General features: G+C 53.0%; 15 protein-coding genes, 7 tRNA genes and 1 rRNA gene. 3 read left to right on the top strand and 20 right to left on the bottom strand.

What is annotated here, in order from left to right:
- Positions 1 to 83 precede the first annotated feature (83 nt).
- Complete coding sequence (treP, locus tag N685_RS0114435; protein WP_031409479.1) at positions 84 to 1499, bottom strand: PTS system trehalose-specific EIIBC component; 1416 nt, start codon at positions 1497 to 1499, stop codon at positions 84 to 86.
- A gap of 289 nt (positions 1500 to 1788) precedes the next feature.
- Here treP and N685_RS0114430 point away from each other — a divergent pair, with 289 nt between their 5' ends.
- Positions 1789 to 2517, top strand: coding sequence for a MerR family transcriptional regulator (locus N685_RS0114430; protein ID WP_031409477.1), 729 nt, complete (start codon positions 1789 to 1791; stop codon positions 2515 to 2517).
- 429 nt (positions 2518 to 2946) lie between these two features.
- Here the strand turns inward: N685_RS0114430 and parC are convergent, their stop codons facing one another.
- The 6 genes from parC to N685_RS0114395 form a co-directional block, all read right to left on the bottom strand.
- Positions 2947 to 5391: a DNA topoisomerase IV subunit A gene (gene parC / locus N685_RS0114420; RefSeq protein WP_031409475.1), complete on the bottom strand. Its 2445-nt coding sequence runs from the start codon at positions 5389 to 5391 to the stop codon at positions 2947 to 2949.
- Positions 5392 to 5453: 62 nt separating this feature from the next.
- Positions 5454 to 7391 (bottom strand): DNA topoisomerase IV subunit B, encoded by a 1938-nt coding sequence (gene parE, locus N685_RS0114415; protein ID WP_031409473.1) that lies wholly within the window; start codon positions 7389 to 7391, stop codon positions 5454 to 5456.
- A 154-nt stretch (positions 7392 to 7545) separates the two neighbouring features.
- Positions 7546 to 7965, bottom strand: a complete 420-nt coding sequence (locus N685_RS0114410) for a CoA-binding protein (protein ID WP_031409471.1) — start codon at positions 7963 to 7965, stop codon at positions 7546 to 7548.
- A gap of 249 nt (positions 7966 to 8214) precedes the next feature.
- Positions 8215 to 8805, bottom strand: a complete 591-nt coding sequence (locus tag N685_RS0114405; protein WP_031409469.1) for a CBO0543 family protein — start codon at positions 8803 to 8805, stop codon at positions 8215 to 8217.
- A 295-nt stretch (positions 8806 to 9100) separates the two neighbouring features.
- Positions 9101 to 10777, bottom strand: a complete 1677-nt coding sequence (locus tag N685_RS0114400) for an ABC1 kinase family protein (RefSeq protein WP_031409467.1) — start codon at positions 10775 to 10777, stop codon at positions 9101 to 9103.
- A gap of 51 nt (positions 10778 to 10828) precedes the next feature.
- Positions 10829 to 11128 (bottom strand): phasin family protein, encoded by a 300-nt coding sequence (locus N685_RS0114395; protein WP_031409465.1) that lies wholly within the window; start codon positions 11126 to 11128, stop codon positions 10829 to 10831.
- 180 nt (positions 11129 to 11308) lie between these two features.
- Between N685_RS0114395 and N685_RS0114390 the strand changes: the two genes are divergently transcribed.
- Positions 11309 to 12157, top strand: a complete 849-nt coding sequence (locus tag N685_RS0114390) for an MBL fold metallo-hydrolase (RefSeq protein ID WP_031409463.1) — start codon at positions 11309 to 11311, stop codon at positions 12155 to 12157.
- A gap of 356 nt (positions 12158 to 12513) precedes the next feature.
- On the opposite strand, the gene N685_RS0114380 is transcribed toward N685_RS0114390, so the two are convergent.
- The 9 genes from N685_RS0114380 to N685_RS20110 all read right to left on the bottom strand — a co-directional run bounded on the left by N685_RS0114380 (position 12514) and on the right by N685_RS20110 (position 13994).
- Positions 12514 to 12587 (bottom strand) — tRNA-Ile (locus N685_RS0114380).
- Positions 12588 to 12606: 19 nt separating this feature from the next.
- Positions 12607 to 12688 (bottom strand) — tRNA-Tyr (locus N685_RS0114375).
- A gap of 10 nt (positions 12689 to 12698) precedes the next feature.
- Positions 12699 to 12771: transfer RNA gene (locus N685_RS0114370), tRNA-Thr, on the bottom strand.
- 313 nt (positions 12772 to 13084) lie between these two features.
- A tRNA-Ser gene (locus N685_RS0114365) sits at positions 13085 to 13177 on the bottom strand.
- Positions 13178 to 13194: 17 nt separating this feature from the next.
- A tRNA-Leu gene (locus N685_RS0114360) sits at positions 13195 to 13277 on the bottom strand.
- Positions 13278 to 13284: 7 nt separating this feature from the next.
- Positions 13285 to 13356 (bottom strand) — tRNA-Ala (locus N685_RS0114355).
- 4 nt (positions 13357 to 13360) lie between these two features.
- Positions 13361 to 13435, bottom strand: a tRNA-Val gene (locus tag N685_RS0114350).
- Positions 13436 to 13443: 8 nt separating this feature from the next.
- Positions 13444 to 13560: ribosomal RNA gene (gene rrf, locus N685_RS0114345) — 5S ribosomal RNA — on the bottom strand.
- A 344-nt stretch (positions 13561 to 13904) separates the two neighbouring features.
- Positions 13905 to 13994, bottom strand: coding sequence for a putative holin-like toxin (locus tag N685_RS20110; RefSeq protein ID WP_223812045.1), 90 nt, complete (start codon positions 13992 to 13994; stop codon positions 13905 to 13907).
- Positions 13995 to 14435: 441 nt separating this feature from the next.
- Between N685_RS20110 and N685_RS0114335 the strand changes: the two genes are divergently transcribed.
- Complete coding sequence (locus tag N685_RS0114335; RefSeq protein ID WP_031409459.1) at positions 14436 to 15068, top strand: DUF2238 domain-containing protein; 633 nt, start codon at positions 14436 to 14438, stop codon at positions 15066 to 15068.
- 47 nt (positions 15069 to 15115) lie between these two features.
- On the opposite strand, the gene N685_RS0114330 is transcribed toward N685_RS0114335, so the two are convergent.
- The 4 genes from N685_RS0114330 to N685_RS0114315 all read right to left on the bottom strand — a co-directional run bounded on the left by N685_RS0114330 (position 15116) and on the right by N685_RS0114315 (position 19528).
- On the bottom strand, positions 15116 to 16792 hold the full coding sequence (locus N685_RS0114330; protein ID WP_407059695.1) for a DUF6044 family protein: 1677 nt from the start codon (positions 16790 to 16792) through the stop codon (positions 15116 to 15118).
- Between the two features lie 409 nt (positions 16793 to 17201).
- Positions 17202 to 17849 (bottom strand): pyroglutamyl-peptidase I, encoded by a 648-nt coding sequence (gene pcp / locus N685_RS0114325; RefSeq protein ID WP_031409455.1) that lies wholly within the window; start codon positions 17847 to 17849, stop codon positions 17202 to 17204.
- Between the two features lie 29 nt (positions 17850 to 17878).
- On the bottom strand, positions 17879 to 18841 hold the full coding sequence (locus tag N685_RS0114320) for a DUF979 domain-containing protein (protein ID WP_031409453.1): 963 nt from the start codon (positions 18839 to 18841) through the stop codon (positions 17879 to 17881).
- Positions 18842 to 19528: a DUF969 domain-containing protein gene (locus N685_RS0114315; RefSeq protein ID WP_031409451.1), complete on the bottom strand. Its 687-nt coding sequence runs from the start codon at positions 19526 to 19528 to the stop codon at positions 18842 to 18844. It lies immediately after the preceding gene.
- Position 19529 lies beyond the last annotated feature (1 nt).

Here is a 19529-nt window from a genome sequence, read left to right as displayed (position 1 = left end):
ACCATTGGCATCGGCGGCCAATGGTATGGACGGGAAATGGATGATTTCACACATCGCTCTCTGGCTTCCACACACGGCAATCATTAGCGGGCGGCTTTGCGCACTTTCCCAAAGACAAATGTCAGCGCAAACGGCACCACAATCGCGATCGCCATGCCGATAAAGAACGGCGTCCACTTTTGCGGCACGATCGACAAGAAACCCGGCAGGCCGCCAACCCCGATCGACGGAGCGATGACTTTATTGAGCGTAATAAACATGCCGGCGATCGCCGCTCCGGTCATCGCCGCGATAAACGGGAAGCGAAAGCGCAAATTGACCCCGAACATCGCTGGTTCCGTGATGCCCAAGTACGCGGAAACAGCTGAAGTGAACGACAAACCGCGCAGCTTTTCCTCTTTCGCAACAAACATCATCGCCAACGCCGCCGAGCCTTGGGCAATGTTTGACATGACCAAAATCGGCCAAAGGAACGTGCCGCCGGTATTGGCGATCAGCTGCAAGTCAACCGGCAAGAACGTATGGTGCATCCCGGTGACGACAAGCGGCGCATACAGCGCTCCATACAACAATCCTCCAAGCGCCGGAACCGTGTCAAAAATCGTGACAAACAAGTGGGTAATGGCGTTGCCGATCGCAAACGTGATTGGCCCGATGGCGATGAACGCCAAAAAGCCCGTAATGAGCAACGCAAGCGGCGCGACAAGCAACAGCTGAAACGCATCGGGAATGCGCTTGCGCAAAAACAGCTCCAGCTTTGCCAGCACGTAGGAAGCCACCAACACCGGCAGCACTTGCCCTTGGTAGCCGACTTTTTGCACTTCAAAGCCGAACAAGTTCCAAACCGGAATCTCTCCTTTTTCTTTCGCCGCTCCCCAGCCCCAAGCGTTGAGCAAATCGGGGTGGACGAGCATCAAACCAAGGACAATCCCCAAGAGCGGGCTGCCGCCAAATTTCGTCACCGCTGACCAGCCGATCAACCCAGGCAGGAAGACAAACGCCGTATTGGCGATCAAGTTGATCATGTTTGCCAAATCGGCCCATTCTTTGTGCACCTCGACAAACGATTTCCCTTCGTAAAAAATGCCTGGGCCTGTCAACACGTTGTTAATCCCCATCAACAAACCAGCCGTCACGATCGCCGGCAAGATGGGAATGAAAATATCAGCCAGCGTCTTAATGGCTCGCTGCAGCGGATTGAGCTTCGCTTCCGCCGCATCTTTGATCTCCTGCTTCGTTGCCCGACCGATGCCGGTCAGTTCAATCAGATCATCATACACTTTATCGACAAGCCCTTGGCCGATGACGACTTGAAACTGGCCGTTTGCGGAAAACGACCCTTTGACGACATCGATGCGCTCGAGCGCTTCCTTATTGACTTTTCCTTCCTCTTTGAGCGCAAACCGAAGCCGGGTCACACAATGTGTGGCGGCGACGATGTTGTCCTTTCCGCCGATGGCTTCGACAATTTGCGCAGCTGCTTGTTGGTATGCACCCATGGATGAACGCCTCCCTTTTCTCACAATCGCTATTCTTAAACTAAATCGCTTTCAGCAACCGGTTGCAAAAAAACTTGTATATACAACTCGACTTCATTTTATCCTGTATATACAAGTTTGTCAATGATTTTTCGACTAAAACTGTGGTATTTCGACATTTCTTGTTTGTTTTTTTCTATTTTCCACTTCTTTTGTTATGTTTTGTCAAGCGGCAGGAAAATCAATGACCAAGTAGGAAAATAAAACATAAAATCAATGCCCAAAAGACGAGAAAGGATGAGGGAATGCGATGAAAACCTATACACTTCGCGAAGCAGCGAAAAAAATCGGGGTGACGGCCCGTGATTTGAAACAATGGGAAAAACAGTTTGCGGAATCAATCGTCGTCCCACGCACAACCGAGGGGGCACGCATCTACACCGACGAGCTGATCGACCGGTTTCGCCATATCCGCACTTGGCTTGAGGACGGACGCCATCCACGCGAAGTGGCTGAAATGATCAGGCAAAGGGACGATCAACCTGCAGAGCGAGCCAACGAGTCAGCCGCTCAAGTGGAAACAGCCGTCATGGAAGGGGAAATCATCGATGTGCCCCGCCTGCTGCATCAAGGGATGCCATACATAGCCGAGCAGTTGGCGTCTCGCTTAAAAGACGATATCGTCGACGCCTTGAAACAGGAAACGACAGCCACGGTCCGGCAAGCGATGGATGAGGTGAAAGGCCGCCTCGACTACATCCAGGAGCAAACGACGGCAGCTGCCGAAACGGTGCGCCGTTCGCTCCGCGATTATGAAGACGCATGGCAGCAAAAAACGGAACAGCTGCATGAACATTTGGAAACAGTCGTCGCGTTCTGCCAGGAGGAAAAAGCAAGACAGGAAGAGGAGCGAAAACAGCTCGAACTGCGCATTTTGGAGCGGGAAAAAGCGTTTCGCGAGCTCGTGTTGTCGTTCCGGCAAACCGCTGTCAGCACGAGCGCTGCTCGAACTCGGAACAAATGGTGGAAGTTTTGGTGAAGATGATCTTTGGACAAGGACACCCGTTTTGATGCGCCATACCTCCTTCAAAAAGCAAAAAGGACCCCGCGTTTTGGCGGGGCCTTTTTGGTCATATTCGCCGGCGTTCGCCGCATGTCGTTTGATGGCTTCGATCAAGCGTGCTTCTTCTTGTTTGCTGGCATGGAGGCGGGCGCCATAATAGTGGAATGCCGCCAAACGGCTTTTCCCATACAAGCTGGCCGCAAACCTTAAAGGAAGACCGTTCGGCGCCAATGACCCTTCCATGACGATCCATCATGGGAAAGTGGGAGGCGTCTTTCCCCTTCCAACTTCATTCATGCGGACTTATATCATGAATCAAAACGCTGTATTTAGCATCGGCTGTGCGCAGGTCGGCCGGGAGTGGCCGGCCAAACTGATACCGGAACGGTTCTTGACGTTTGAATCTCATCCTTCTTCCCCTTTTCCAAGCAGCTTCGCCGGCTCTTTCCAGACGTCAACCACCAACCCGGCTTCGTCAGTGTCAACGACAAACGAACCCGTGCTGTAGCGGTCGGAGAGACGGAGGGATGCAGCTTCGATCGTCTCGACCACCCCTTTTTCCGTCCGCAATCCGACCATTTCCTCGTCACCACGGACAAAGACGGCGCCGACAACTCGGTGCGGATTGGACTTCACTTCGCGTACAATCACAACGCCGCGCTTCGCCCGTGAGGACGGCTCAAACTCGCTCATCGCCACTTTTTTCACCGCTCCGCGCTGCGTGACGACGACGAACGAGCCCCCCTCTTCTAGGCGAACGGGGCACGCAGCGACGACAAAGTCCCCTTCTTTCAATTGAATCCCTTTCACTCCGGCAGCACGCACGCCAACAAGGCTGATCTCCTCCTCGGCAAACAAGAGCGCATGTCCATCATGCGTCGCCAGCCAAAGATGGCCGCATCCATCCGTTGCGTAGACGGCGATGACGTCATCATCCTCTTTCACATTAACGGCCACAAGCGGGCGGGTGTAGCGCTGCACTTGGTATTGAGCGAGCTCGGTTCGTTTTACGAGCCCTTGTTTCGTCACAAAGATGAGCTGCTCCCCCGTGTCAAAGGAAGAGACTGGAACAGCGGCGACGAGTTCATCGTCGCGTTCAAGCGGAATGAGATGGGAAATGTGCTGGCCGACCTCTTTCCAACGAATGTCAGGGAGTGTATGCACCGGGCAGTATAAATAGTAGCCGCGGCGGGTGAAAAGCAAGAGCACATCGGTCGTATTCATCTCAAGCTGGGCGAGCAGCCGATCCGTTTCCTTCATGCCCATGTCTTGGCCGTTTGAGGCGCTGTATGAACGATAGCTCGTCCGCTTCACATATCCTTCTTTTGTCACGGTGACGATCACGTCTTCCGCCGGAATGAGAGCCTCCACCTTTACTTTCAGCTCTTCAATCTCCTCTTCAATCACCGTCCGCCGCTCGTCGGCATATTGCTTTTTCATCGCCTTCAGCTCTTTTTTGATGACGCCAAGCAGCTTCTTTTCATCGGCGAGAATCGCCGTAAGTTCTGAAATCGCTTGATCCAATTCTTCCGCTTCTTGACGCAGCGCCGTAATGTCCGTGTTCGTCAACCGGTACAGCTGGAGCGTCACGATCGCCTCGGCCTGCGCTTCGGTGAATCCGTAATGAGCCATCAGCCGTTCTTTGGCGTCGCGCTTGTCGCTTGAAGCCCGAATCGTCGCAATCACCTCATCCAAAATGGAAAGCGCCCGAATCAAACCATCGACGATGTGCTTCCGCTCCTTCGCCTTTTTCAGCTCAAAATGGGAGCGGTTCGTGACGACCTCTTTCCGATGGGCGATGTAGGCATCCAACAGCTCCGGCAAGCTCATCAGCTTCGGCCGCCGCTCATGGATCGCCACCATGTTGAAGCTGTACGGCACTTGCAAATCCGTGTTTTTGTACAAGTAGCTGAGAATCGCTTCCGCATCGGCGTCTTTTTTCAATTCGATGACGATCGACAATCCGTTCCGATCCGTTTCATCGCGGACATCGGCGATCCCGTCAAGCTTTTTGTCGAGGCGAAGCTCGTCAATTTTTTTCACTACATTCGCTTTGTTCACTTCATACGGCAGTTCCGTGATGACAATGTGCTTTTTCCCGCCTTTCGCCTGCTCGATGGCGGCTTTCGCGCGGATGATGATTTTCCCACGGCCGGTTTCATACGCCTTGCGAATCCCGTCTTTCCCTTGGATGATGCCGCCGGTCGGAAAATCGGGGCCGGGAAGAACGGTCATCAGCTCATCAACGGTGCAATTCGGTCGGTCGATCCGCATCAGGACAGCGTCGATCACCTCGCCAAGCGCATGCGGCGGAATGTCGGTCGCGTAGCCCGCCGAAATCCCGGTCGAGCCGTTGACGAGCAGATTCGGAAACATCGCCGGCAGGACGGTCGGCTCGTCGGTTGTGTCGTCAAAGTTGGGGACAAACGCGACCGTTTGTTTGTCAATGTCGCGAAGCAATTCAGCGGCAATCGCCGACAGGCGCGCTTCCGTGTAGCGCATCGCCGCCGGCGGGTCGCCGTCGATGCTGCCGTTGTTGCCGTGCATTTCAATAAGTACGTTGCGCAGCTTCCACTCTTGGCTCATCCGCACCATCGCTTCATACACCGATGAATCGCCGTGCGGATGAAAGTTGCCGATCACGTTTCCGACCGTTTTCGCCGCCTTGCGAAACGGCTTGTCAGCCGTGTTGCCATCGATGTACATCGCATACAAAATGCGGCGCTGCACGGGCTTCAGCCCGTCCCGCGCATCCGGGAGCGCCCGATCTTGGATAATGTATTTGCTGTAGCGTCCAAAGCGATCGCCCAACACATCTTCTAAAGGCAATTCCAACAATCGCTCTGCCATGCTCTCTCTCCTTTCTTACAGGACGTGAACACCAAAAAAGGCGGCGCCTTTCCACGCCGCCATCAGCCGATCCACCCGGGCTCTTCCTCAAGCCCAAAGGCGACGTGCGTTTCGATCCATTTGCGGCGCGGCTCAACTTTGTCGCCCATGAGCGTCGTCACCCGCCGTTCGGCGCGGGCTGCGTCTTCAATGCGCACGCGGATCAACGTGCGCGTCTCCGGGTTCATCGTCGTTTCCCACAATTGATCAGCGTTCATTTCGCCAAGCCCTTTATAGCGCTGAATCGTATAGCCGCGGCCCATTTTTTGTGTGATCTCTTTCAGCTGCTCGTCCGTCCAGGCATATTCAACGATTTCGTTTTTGCCGCTTTTTTTGCTGATTTTGTAAAGCGGCGGCAAGGCGATGTACACCTTTCCCGCTTCAATGAGCGGACGCATGTAGCGGTAAAAAAACGTGAGCAGCAGCACTTGAATATGGGCGCCGTCGGTATCGGCATCAGTCATAATGATCACTTTGTCGTAGTTGACGTCTTCAAGCGAAAAATCAGCCCCGACGCCGCCGCCGATGGCGTGGATGATCGTATTGATTTCCTCGTTTTTCAAAATATCGCCCAATTTCGCCTTTTCCGTGTTGATGACTTTCCCGCGCAGCGGAAGCACCGCCTGAAAGCGGCGGTCGCGCCCTTGTTTCGCCGAACCGCCCGCCGAATCACCTTCGACTAAATACAGCTCATTTTTCTGCGGATTGCGCCCTTGCGCCGGCGTCAGCTTGCCGCTTAAAAGCGCCTCTTTCCCCTTCCGCTTTTTGCCGCTCCGCGCTTCCTCGCGCGCTTTGCGGGCCGCCTCACGCGCCTGATACGCCCGGATCGCTTTTTTCACGAGCATCGCGCTTACGTCGGGGTTTTCTTGCAAAAAGTACATGAGCTGCTCGGACACCACCGCATCGACAGCAGAGCGCGCTTCGCTCGTTCCGAGCTTGCCTTTCGTCTGCCCCTCAAACTGCAGCAACTGCTCGGGGATGCGCACGGAAACAATCGCTGATAATCCTTCGCGAATATCGGTTCCTTCCAAATTTTTATCTTTTTCCTTAAGCAAACCGACACGGCGGGCGTATTCGTTAAAGACGCGCGTCATCGCTGTTTTCGCCCCCGCCTCGTGCGTCCCGCCGTCTTTCGTGCGCACGTTGTTGACAAATGACAGCACGTTTTCCGAATAGCCGTCATGAAACTGGAACGCAAACTCCACCTCAATGCCGTTTTGCTCGCCAGCAAAATAAACGACCGGGTGCAACACATCTTTCTCCTCATTCAAATAGGCGACAAACGCTTCAATCCCGTTTTCGTAATGAAACACTTCGCGCATGCCGGTTCGTTCGTCAACGAGCTCTATTTTCAGCCCCTTTAACAAAAAGGCGGATTCGCGCAGCCGTTCGCTCAACGTTTCATAGTCAAACACCGTCGTGCTGAAAATCGTTGGATCCGGCTTGAACTGGATGATGGTCCCGGTTTTGTCTGTTGTTCCGATCTTCTCCAAGGTCGTGACGGGCTTGCCGCCGTTTTCAAATCGCTGCTGATAGATGAAGCCATCGCGGTGGATCGTAACCACCAGCCATTCGGACAAGGCGTTGACGACCGACGCCCCGACTCCGTGCAAGCCGCCGCTCGTCTTATACCCCCCTTGGCCAAACTTGCCGCCGGCATGAAGCACCGTCAAAATCACTTCCGGCGTCGGCTTGCCAAGCTTATGCATTCCGACGGGCATGCCGCGCCCCTCATCCAAAACCGTGATGCTGTTGTCTTTATGTATTTGCACAAAAATGTAGTTTCCGTATCCGGCCAACGCTTCATCGACCGAATTGTCAACAATTTCATAGACAAGATGATGCAAGCCGCGGCTGTCGGTGCTGCCGATGTACATCCCCGGCCGCTTCCTGACTGCCTCGAGCCCTTCCAACACTTGAATGGCATCTTCGTTATATTCGTATGTCGCTCGCTTTGCCACAAGTCCACCCCTTCCTACAAAAACAAGAACATCTGTTTCTATTGTACCATAAACTTCCCGACTGTCCATTGCCTTTTGACATCCCCCGACAAATTCGGACAAATGCGACAAAAAAACGAAAGGACCATCTTGAACAAGATGGCCGTTTCATGGATTAAGCACGTTGGGTGAGCGCATGTTCCACTTTAATGCAGCGGTCCATAATGACCGTGCAGCCTTTTTCTTTCAAAAAGCGATACGCCTCCTCATTGACGACGCCAAGCTGCGCCCAAAACACGTCCGCGTCGATTTGCACAAACTCGCGGGCCAGCTCGGGCAAATGCTCAGAGCGGCGGAACACATCGACGATGTCGACATGGCCTTCGATATCGGTTAGTTGATCAACCGCCGGAATGCCTTCCCACTCATCGATCATCGGGTTGACCGGAATGATTTCGTATCCAGCGTCTTTCATCGCTTTCGCCACCATATACGACTCGCGCTCTGGATTGTTGGACAACCCAACGACAGCAATCCGTTTCGCCTTGCGCAAAATCTCGCCGATTTCCTCCCGGCTCGGGTTGACAATGGACATCCGGGTTCTCTCCTTCCTTTATTCTCCTTTTTGCTGTATTAGTTTCGCTCCAGCCAGATCAAAATCCTGCCCAGTCAATAGAAAAAGGAAAAAATCATCCTTTTTTGCACAGCGCCCGCACATCCTAGGCCGGCCACAACAGACGCAAACTTGAACATCATATTCATCGCCTACGCATCGATCCGCTTTCTCGTCCGCATCCAGACATTCTGTTTGCTGGCTGTCCGAACATGGATGACCTACTGCCAGTTATTTTATGTTCCACCCGGCGTACACTCCAGCTAAAAAAACGGTAGTCATGGCAATCGCATGGACGATCATCCATCCCCACCGGCCGTAGCGGAAAGAGGAAGCCGCAAGCGGGGAGCGCGCTTTTCTGGGGACGATTTTTCCGCCCATCCACTCAAAGAAAAGCAAATACAGCCACCAGGCGGTGTATGAATCCCACACATCCCACTGTTCCTTATAATCAATCAGAGGGAGCGGCGATACAAGGGCAACCAACTCGAACAACATAATCAACTGCACCATCGCAAAGTAAAACGGCAACTTCCATGCCCAGCTTTCCGGACTGTACTTGACTCCAAACAAAACGAAAAACGGAATGACGGTTGCCATTTCAACGAGCGGAATCGGTGTATAAGGAACGAGCTTAACAGGGAAGGAGTAAAAGCCTGCATAGACAAACGCAAGGCAAAGAACGATGCCCGTCACCGCACTGAATGCATACAAAACCGCATATCTCCGTATATGCCGTTTGGCGAGCCAAAAACTTCCCGCTATACTCAACATGACCGCTGAGAGTTCCACCGTCCAAACAACAGGAAGAGAAACCGTCATCATCGATCCTCCCCAACCCATTTCCCACTCCCTAAACGCTGTCTCAGACAGCACTGTTAGTATAATCCAAATTGTGGAATTTATTCCGGCGCCCTCACCGGCTTTCCACTCCATCAGACTGTCTAGCATGGCTTAACAAACGTGCTTCGTGCATGTATGGCGGTCAACTACTCCCACTTCACTAAAATTCGATGAAAAAAGGGGTCACTGCATTGCGTTTGGGACACCCTCGATGGATCGGACTGCACCAAACTTCCAATGATTTTCAAACAAAGAAATCATTGTGCAACAAACGCTAAAATTTTCCTGAACGAAAAATCGAGTAAAGCAGCCAACCGAATAGAAAAGCGGCCACGCCTAATCCGATTTCAACAGCAGGAATCTTCCACAGCAGCGTCGACGGCCGCCCGAGCGAGGAAGCGATCATCAGCCCGGCAAGGACGATGCTCAGCGAAAGAAGAACGATGCTAAACGACAGTCGGTTCGCCATCTGATCGAGCTTTCGCAGCAGCGTTTCCAAATCAGGCGCCGTGATTTCCAGCTGAAGCTTGCCGTGCCGCATCATTTTCGTCCATTCCTTTACGCTGTCCGGCAAGCGAAGCAGCCATTCACCGTAGTCGAAAATCCGTTTCCACGCCGTTTCCGCTACACGGTCAGGCCGAAGCCGCTCTTTCATTAGCTTTCTCCCAAACGGTTCGGCCACATCCATGATGCGAAACTGCGGGTCCAGCATCTCCACGACCCCTTCGACCGTCAACAGCGCTTTCCCTAACAGCGTCAAGTCGCTTGGAATGCGAATGCCATGGCGAAACGCCACGGAAAGCAAATCCTCGACGGCTTCTCCGAGGCTGATGTCACTAAGCGGCACGCGATAATACTTTTCCCGCAGCTCATCGATATCATCGCGCAATGTTCCTTCATCCACCTCATCCGGAACAAGCCCCAGCCCATAAATCGCGTTCAACACCCCATCCGTGTTTTGCCGCATCAAGGCGATGATGAGTGAAGAAAGATGATGTTTGACATGAGCGCGAAGGCGGCCCATCAACCCAAAATCAATGAAGGAAAGCGTTCCATCGTGAAGAACGAATACGTTGCCGGGATGAGGGTCGCCATGAAAAAATCCATGCTCAAACATTTGTTGAAAGGTTGCCTCAGCCAAACGCTCGGCGATCGTTTTTAAGGAGTGGCCGTTCGCTTTCAACCGCTCGATCTCCCCGAGTTTGATCCCTTCGACATATTCCATTGTGAGCACTGTTTTCGTCGTATAATCCCAAAACACCCTCGGGACATACACCGACGAATCGCCGGCAAACTGCCGTGCAAACCGTTCCGCATGGCGCGCCTCGACTGTATAATCCAGCTCCTGCCGCAATGAGCGCACCAATTCATCGATGATCTCAGACAATTGGTAGGTTGCCGCCCAATCGAGACGGCGTTCCGCCAGCACGGCCAAATCTTGCAAAATTTCGAGATCCGTCTCCACCCGCGCGGCAATGTGCGGGCGCTGCACTTTCACCACCACGGCCTGTCCGGAAGGCAGAACCGCCCGGTGCACTTGTCCAAGCGAAGCGGCAGCGAGCGGCATTTCCTCAAATGAACGAAAGAGTGTTTCCAGCGAACTTCCAAACTCCGCTTCGACAATCCGGCGGACATCGGTAAACGGAAATGGCGGAACTTGGTCTTGCAGCTTTTCGAGCTCGCTGATGATCGGAGCGGGAATCAAATCCGGCCGTGTGCTGGCAATTTGCCCGAGTTTCACGAACGTCGGTCCGAGCTCCTCAAGCACAAGACGGAGCCGCTCCCCGACCGTTTTTCCTTCCTTTTTTCCTTGCTCCGCTCTCCATCGCGGCGGCAACGAAAGAAACGACGAAAAGCCGAGTTCATCGACGACCATCCCGAATCCGTGCCGAAGCAAGGCGACGGCGATTTCGTGATACCTTCCGATATGGCGCATCCGTTTTCCGATCATCCGGCCATCTCTCCCAAGGCGGCAAAAAACGAGCGGACAGGCCGCATCGGTTTACTGCCCGCTTTGTTCCTTTTCTTCAAGACGGCGGATTCGCTCCTCGAGCTGCCGCACGTCTTCTTTTGTCGCCAAGTCAAGTTTATCGATGACCTGCTTGATTTGCTCGCGCACAAGCCGCTGCACTTCCGTTTTCCGCGCCTCCGTCTGCTGTTTCCATTGATCGATCACTTCCTTCGATTCGTCAAGCGACAACTCCCCTTTTTTGACCAGCTCATCAATGATCTTTTCCGCTTGTTCTTTGCTAGCGATCGCAAGCCCAAGCCCGAACGCCAATCCTTTTTTCAAAATGCTCATTCCGTTTTCCTCCTTTCATCCTTTCCCTTATAGTACCATTATTTGGCGGGTCATGTCGAGCAAGCGGCTAAAGAGGAAAAAGCGGAAGGAGTTTTCCGTTCGAACCTAGCGCTGCATATCCCGCTGCTCGATAAGGAATCCTATCGATGGGCTATCCATTCGTGCAAGGAGGGAGTTTCCATGGCAGAGGAACAGCTGCACTACGGAGAAGACGATCATTTCATACCTGCGACGTCAGCAGCGAGCGGCCTCGGCGTCAGCGTGCTGCCTGACCTGTACTGTTATACGATTCAAATCGTGAACATTTGTCTTGTCGGCCGCCCGGGCGACCGTTCGTTCGTCTTGGTCGACGCCGGCATGCCGGGGGCGGCCGATGACATTGTTTCGGTCGTGGAAGACCGCTTCGGCAGCGGCAGCCGCCCGCAAGCCATTGTTTTAACCCACGGCCATTTTGACCACGTTGGGGCGATTGTTGAGCTTGTCAAGCATTGGAATGTCCCGGTGTATGCCCATCGGGCTGAACTTCCGTATTTAACCGGAGAGGCGAGCTATCCTGAACCGGACGCTTCCGTCGAAGGCGGCTTCATCGCCAAAATATCACCGTTTTTCCCAAATGAGCCGATTCAACTGGGCGATCGCGTTCATCCGCTGCCAGAGGACGGCACCGTTCCGCACTTGCCGGAATTTCGCTGGATCCACACCCCGGGGCACACGCCGGGCCACATTTCGTTATTCCGGCCGCGCGACGCCGCTTTAATCGCCGGCGACGCGTTCGTCACCGTCCGCCAAGATTCACTATATAAAGTGTTGACCCAACAAATCGAAATCAGCGGCCCGCCGCGCTACTACACCGTAGACTGGAATGCCGCCCGCGAGTCGGTGCGCAAATTGGCCGCCCTCTTTCCATCGGTCGCCGTCACCGGGCACGGCGCCCCGGTATCCGGGGACGAATTGCGTGTGGGGCTGACAACACTCGCCCGCGATTTCGACCGCGTCGCTGTTCCCGATTACGGAAAATACGTTCATTAGAAACGCACGGCTATGCCAAGAGCGCTTCCCCGCTTCAAACAAAAAAGAAGCGGGGAGGTTTTCCCTATTTCTCCCGCCAACAGACGGTCAAATCGCTTACAGAAAACAGCCGCAGAGAGATATTCCTCTCCCTCGAGCCATGAACCCCCCGCTGCCGCGCATGACTCACCGCAACCGTTCATGAGCAAGCCTGGCTCTCCTGGCATGAACATGACGATGCAAGGCGGCGCATTTTCACAGAAAGATTCATGGGCAACGCTTTCCCGTCCAACCAGGCATGAAAATCTCTACTCACGGACGCGGGATTTTCACGAAAAAAGACGGCAAGGAACACCTTTGCCGTCTTTCATATCGGATGGGCCTAAGTGGACTTGAACCACCGACCTCACGCTTATCAGGCGTGCGCTCTGACCAGCTGAGCTATAGGCCCGTTTATGGGAAATAAACAATGGAGGGGGACGGATTCGAACCGCCGAACCCAAAGGGAGCGGATTTACAGTCCGCCGCGTTTAGCCACTTCGCTACCCCTCCATAATGACGATGCCGACTGCAGGACTTGAACCCGCAACCTACTGATTACGATTCAGTTGCTCTACCAATTGAGCTAAGTCGGCATAATACGGATCAAAAACCTGACTCGTTGTTAAGCTTTGTGCCTCTTCCTCTACTCGCTTATTCATGGAAGACGAGTGCGTCGAGGCAACTCGCAGTTGATTCGAAGAAGCCGATGCTCGTCTCTACCAATTGAGCTAAGTCGGCATAATACGGATCAAAAACCTGACTCGTTGTTGAGCTTGTGCCTCTTCCTCTACCCGCTTATTCATGGAAGACGAGTGCGTCGAGGCAACTCGCAGTTGACTCGATGAAGCGGATGCTCGTCTCTACCAATTGAGCGAAGTCGGCATAATATCAAACTCCGACTTTATATGGCGGAGGAGGAGGGATTCGAACCCCCGCGGGCTGTGACACCCCTATCGGTTTTCGAAACCGACCCCTTCAGCCAGACTTGGGTACTCCTCCGTAACTGTTTGGAGCGATGCGGTCGAGAGGACTTGAACCTCCACGGGGTCGCCCCCACTAGGCCCTCAACCTAGCGCGTCTGCCATTCCGCCACGACCGCATGGAAATGGAGCGTAGGGGATTTGAACCCCTGACCTCTTCGCTGCCAGCGAAGCGTTCTCCCCCTGAACTAACGCCCCATGATGGTGGAGTATACTGGGATCGAACCAGTGACCCCCACGCTGTCAACGTGGTGCTCTCCCGCTGAGCTAATACTCCACGGCATTGCCTAGCAGCGACCTACTCTTGCAGGGGCGCTGGCCCCAACTACCATCGGCGCTGGAGGGCTTAACTTCCGTGTTCGGGATGGGAACGGGTGTTTCCCCTCCGCTATCACCACTAGGCAATAGCGACGATATTTATTATAAACCAATCAAAATATTTGTCAAGTTTTTTTGTTGCTCATTTTTTCCTTTCATGCTTTGAGCATCAGAACGACAATATGAAATTTACTATAAAAAACCGAAAGAGTCAACACCATTTTTCCTCTTTTCGATATTCGCCGTCTCTTTTTGGAAAGTTCTTGTCATCGCCTTCGTTGTGCGCGTATAATAAAAGAAACGGAAACGTACAATAAAGCAGGGCACTGGCGGCCACCAATGCCCTGCATGCACAGCCGCTGCAAGAAGCGCAGTGGCCCAAGCCTCGGGCATCGTAACCTACCCTCGCCTCGGCCTAGCAGGGTGGGTTACTTTTTGTCTTTTGCGACGGCGATCACCGCAACGACGAGCGACGCAAACGCAATCATGAGCGTCAGCGCATCGGCAATCGTCACCATCAGCACCACCCCCTTTCATTCAGGGAGTGGCCACTGCCCACCCTGCATCTGGCTGTGCATGTTTCATTATACCATCAAATCCGGAAAATGCGAATATACATTCGCATCCTCAATGAAAATTAGGAATGTTTCCCTACCTGAACCTCCTGTCTTACCTCGCTGGCCTCTTCTCCCCTTCTTTCTAGTTCTGATAACCCTTAAAACTCCGCTGTTTTCATCAGGCGCTCGAAAAGGTCGGTGAAAACCAACTGTTTCCCTTGATCGATGAGCGAACGTGTGAAAAACAGAACGGATGCTGCAAGGTTTTTCTATTTGAGAAATAGTGCTATGAAGCGGTGTTCTCCCTTCAATCACCGACTCTCGAAAAATGATTTGTATAAAATCCGCGTTTTTTCGAATAATGACCATAGATGAATCTCGCTGTTCCAAGGAGGAAAACAAGTGGAGCAGGCAAGGCAGACCCGCGTGCATGGATTGTTATTGCTGATTGTAGCCGCCGTGTTCGTCTGGTCGGCCATTCGTCCGGCCAGCTATGCGGTGTGGGCCCTTGAGGTCGCCCCAGCGCTGATTGGGCTTGCGATTGTGATCGCTCTATACCGGCGTTTTCCGCTGACAACGATGTCATATGTCATCATCGCCATGCTGGCGATCCTCATGTTGATCGGCGGCCATTACATTTACTCCAAAGTTCCCTTTTTCAACTGGATCAAAGAGGCGTTCCATTTCGAACGCAACCATTACGATCGGTTTGGCCATTTCCTCAAAGGGACGTTCGCCATCGTCCTAAGGGAGATCGTGCTGCGGAAAACCCCGCTGCCGCGCGGACCTTGGCTTTTCACGATCGTCACAAGCATGTCGCTCGCCATCGCCTCCCTGTATGAAATCATCGAATGGCTCGTCTCCCTCATCTCCAAAGGAGGAAAGGCATCAAAAGACTTTTTGGGCACGCAAGGCGATATTTGGGACACGCAATGGGATATGCTATGTACATTGGGCGGGACGCTGATGGCTCTATGGCTGCTCTCAAAGTGGCACGACCGGCAGCTTGCGCGGTTGGATCAGTCCCGCAGCTAGGCTCGTCATCTAGCGGCTTCCACTGCCAATGAGGAAGCCGCTGTTTTTTATTGCACTTTATACAAATAAATCGTCCATGCCGATTCATCGGAGGTGAATACGCGCTCAAGCGCCAGCCCGTTCTCAGCGGCGTTGTCGATCGGAACGGCCGAAAAAATATAGCGGCCGCCCATGTTTTTCAACTGTTCCGTATTCAGCTGCAAATTCTTCAGCCGCTGTTTCGCGTGTTTCGTGAACATGTACCGTTTTCCAAGTTCCGCCGTAAAGACGTAGCAGCGCCCGCCCCATTCGTCAAAATACGTGCGGATCGTTTTGCTTTTCGCCAGTTCACGTTCAATGATTTGGCGGAACTCGTATTTGTAGGACAATGGGTAAAAGTTGTTGTACGTATCAAGCGTGTAAAACCCGTTGTATTGGGCGATGGCCGGATGAAGGCCGATGCTGACGACGCGGTACTCGGATACGGGAAGCCCGATGTATTGTTTGATTTCTTGGAACTGTTTTTCCGCATAAAATTGTTTCACCGTCGGTTCATAACGGAAGACGAGTTCCTCGTTAAGCAAAAACACAAGAATGATTTGCGCCGCTAACAACCGTTTCGCCCACGTTTTCCCCTTTTCGCTCGATTGCCAGATGATTTTCAACGCCAGCGCAAACTGCACATATATGATGAGCGGACGCAAAAAATGGAAGCGGGCGAAGTTAAACGTATCTAAAAAATGAAACCGCTCGGTCAATGGCAGCCACCCTTTATAAAACCAAAAGGCGTACCAGGCCGACAGCGCGAAATTCAGCCCAAACAAGAAAAGAAACACTCGTTCCTCTTTCCATCGTTGGTTAGCGAAAATGAGGAACAACGCGATGAACCAGGCCGGTAAAATAAACAACGTATGCTCGGTCATGACATGATGATGGCCGAGAAGAAAGTTTTTCCACGTTAAACGGACACAATGCCAAAACGTCAGGCGCGCGTGAAAGTACTCATCCCGGCTTGTCGGCTCGTCTTCCCATAAAAACGAGTACACAAGCCGGTACTCAACCAGCAAATAAAGCAGCGTCATATACGCGATGGAAAGGAAAAAACGGATGTTCCATCCCTTTCCGCGCAGCACATCCAAAAGCCAAAGCGCACCCATAGCGGAAAGAAAGAAAAAGAAACCGAGCACAAAACTCGAATAAAACGGAAGAAGCGTCAGCACGGCGACATTTTTCCACGACCGCTCTCCCTTCCGGATGTTCAAAAACGCCCAAAGCGCAAGCGGCATGCCTAACGTGCTTAACATCCCTGATGGCCAAAACAGCGTCAGCGCAAAGGCGAGCGCCACACCGATGCGAACAGCCATCCACCGCCGCTCAGGCAGGAAATGAGTTTTCAACAACAAATACATGCCTAAAAACGCCACCACTCTTATGATCGTCTGGCTGAGCGCATAGGCGGTCATCGTGGGAAACAGAGCGTGCAGCCAGACGATGCCGGTCAACTCCGAGCCAAGGGCGTTTCTTGACAGCTGGCCGTTAGCGATTTGCGGAATGTTCGCATCAAGCGGCCCGGTGATTTGCCCGCTTTCGGCGAGCACTTTATACCAGGCGATGTTGGAATCCAAATTATCGTGGACGCGAATGTGCGCATTCTCGCCAAGGATAAACAGTGGGGACACATAAAGGGCGATGACACCAAGCGCGAAAAGGATCCATCGCTGTTCGCTTTGTGCGGCCATCGGCATCACGCTCCTATCTCTGCAATTTTCCATTATGATGGTCCTATTGGATACGGTGCGCAATGGGGAAGGAAATGATTCCTGCCGCTGCTGTCGCCTTAGGATAAAAAACGAGCGGCTCCGACCAAAGCGGAGCCGCTGTTTTTCCTATGACTCGGAATATTCTTGCCGGATTGGCTGCTTGCGTCTCTCAGCGGTCATCTTCCCTCCGGAGAACACATCGTCGCAAAGATCAATCAGGCCGGGCGCTGAAACGCACGCTTGGAACAGCAGGCATAGGCGAAACGTTCGCCGTGGCGATGGCCGCTTCGCCTTCCCCCTCGATGGCGATCGCTTTTGCTTGGCCCGATTGATGCCGAGAGGTGAAGGATACAGCACCGTTCGTGTTTCCGATGCGGCGCTCGCTGCTCTTTCCTTAACAGATCGATCCTTCGCTCGTTGCGATATCTTCCTCCTGCCGGAATGCGACGTCGATCACAATCCGCAATCCTTTCACCACCGTTTCCAACGCCATGCTCGGCTGCCCTGGATGACGGGCGGCTTGTTCCGGCAAATACGGGATATGGATGAACCCGCCTCGAATGGGCCGTTGCGACTCAGCGATATAGTGCATGAGTCCATAAAACAGGTGATTGCACACAAACGTTCCAGCCGTATGCGAGACGGAAGCCGGTATACCGTGCCGTCTTAATTCATGGACCATCGCCTTGACCGGCAATGTGGACCAATAACCGACCGGACCATTGGGAACAATCGGCGTGTCAATCGGCTGATTGCCTTCATTATCCGGAATGCGCGCATCATTCACATTGAGCGCCACTCTTTCAATCGAAAGATCAGGCCGTCCTCCCGCTTGACCAACGCAAATGACAAGGTCAGGAACCACGTCTTCCATCGCGGCATACAACGTCTCAATCGCTTTGCCAAATACCGTTGGAATCTCCCTTGTCTCAACCGTATACGTATCGGTTTTCCAACCGGCTAATGGCTTGATCGCCTCTAGCGATGGATTCACCGTTTCTCCTCCAAACGGCGCAAATCCGGTCACAAGTACGGTTTTCATCGTATCTCCATCCCCTTTTGATCATGACTTTATAAGTCCATGAGCGTGACCACATACATCGCCGCGATGTTAAACGCCAACAGAATGAGCGCGGTCGGCACTTGCACGCGAATGACATGATTTTGATCTCGTAGATCAAGCAAAGCGGCGGGAACGATGTTGAAATTCGCTGCCATCGGCGTCATCAACGTGCCGCAGTAGCCGGAAAACATCCCGAGAGCGGCGACATGATTCGCGTCGACGCCAAATTGTTGAATCAGCAGCGGGACCGCGATTCCAGCGGTCATAACAGGGAAGGCGGCAAAAGCATTGCCCATGATCATGGTAAACAATGCCATGCCAACGCAATAAGCCACAACAATCCAAAACAGCGAATGAGTCGGAATGATGGTACCGATCAACTCGGAAACAGCGGCACCCACCCCGGCTGTTGTAAAGATCGTTCCTAACGTCGCCAACATCTGCGGCAAAAGGGCGGCCCAACCGATCGTTTCAAGCAGCCGGCGCGATTCTTTGACCGCTGCAAACGGAGTCGACCGAGTCATCGCCATGCTGATGAGCAACGCCATGAACGTCGCCACTCCCAATGATACGAGAGTAACGTTTTTCGGATCGAGAAGGAACGCGCCTCCGATTTTGACATTTTTCAGCCAAGTCACACCGATGACAGTCAAGATCGGGATCAACAGCGCCGGGATGAACAGGCGGTTGTTCAAACGCTGGCGATGTTGCTGCCTTTCTTCCGGCGATGCTTCTTCGTATTTTCCCAGCTTCAATCCTCCGAATCCTACAATAGCCACCATGATGAGGACTAGCACCCCTGTATAAAAAGGCGGGATGACGCTGCCAAACAATAACGTCACACCGTAAAGCAAGTAAAACAGCCCGGATGTGAGGCGTTTCGGGTTGCTTCGGTCGGCAAACGTCCAGACGCTTCCTAACGTTACAACGATTCCTAAGAATATGTAAACCGCTTCCATTGACAGCCACATTTATGCTCGCCCCTTTCCATTCTCCCGATAGAGAAGCTTGTGAAGGGAGCGGTCCAGCCGATGAAGTCGGAAGCTGTGCACGATCAACGCAGCTACGGCAGTTGGGATCGCCCATAACGCCATATGCAGCGGATCAGAAGGAATGCCGTTTTGATCAAAAAATCCTTTCATCAACAAAATCGCGCCGATCGCAATGAACACATCTTCGCCGAAAAACAGTCCGATGTTGTCCACGGCTGCCGCATGGGCGCGAATATCGTCACGGACGCGATCCGGCAATGTTCCGTATTTCGCCTCGGCCGCCCCCTCTGCCATCGGAGCCACAAGTGGGCGAACCATTTGGGCATGTCCGCCCAAGGAAGTGAGTCCAGCCGCGGCAGCCGCTTCCCGTATGACTAAGTACGCGGTCAAAATGCGTCCGGTTGTCGCCGCCTTGATGTTTGACACTACATGTTCTGCCTGTTCGCGCAATCCAAACCGTTCCAAAAGGCCAATGACAGGCAAGGTGGCGATAAACACCGCCATATATCGATTGGTTGTAAACGCCTTTCCAAATTGTTCAATAATCTCATAGAGCGATTGATGGGCGAAGAGTCCTGTTGCCAATCCAGACAAAGTGACAACAAGCAGCGGATTGATGCGAATGATAAAACCAATGATCACGATCGCAACACCAATAAGCACCATG

Origin of the sequence: Geobacillus vulcani PSS1, assembly GCF_000733845.1 — a bacterium.
Lineage (GTDB): Bacteria > Bacillota > Bacilli > Bacillales > Anoxybacillaceae > Geobacillus > Geobacillus vulcani.
Note: the sequence above shows the minus strand (reverse complement) of the source record. Positions and strands in the feature narration are given on the sequence as shown.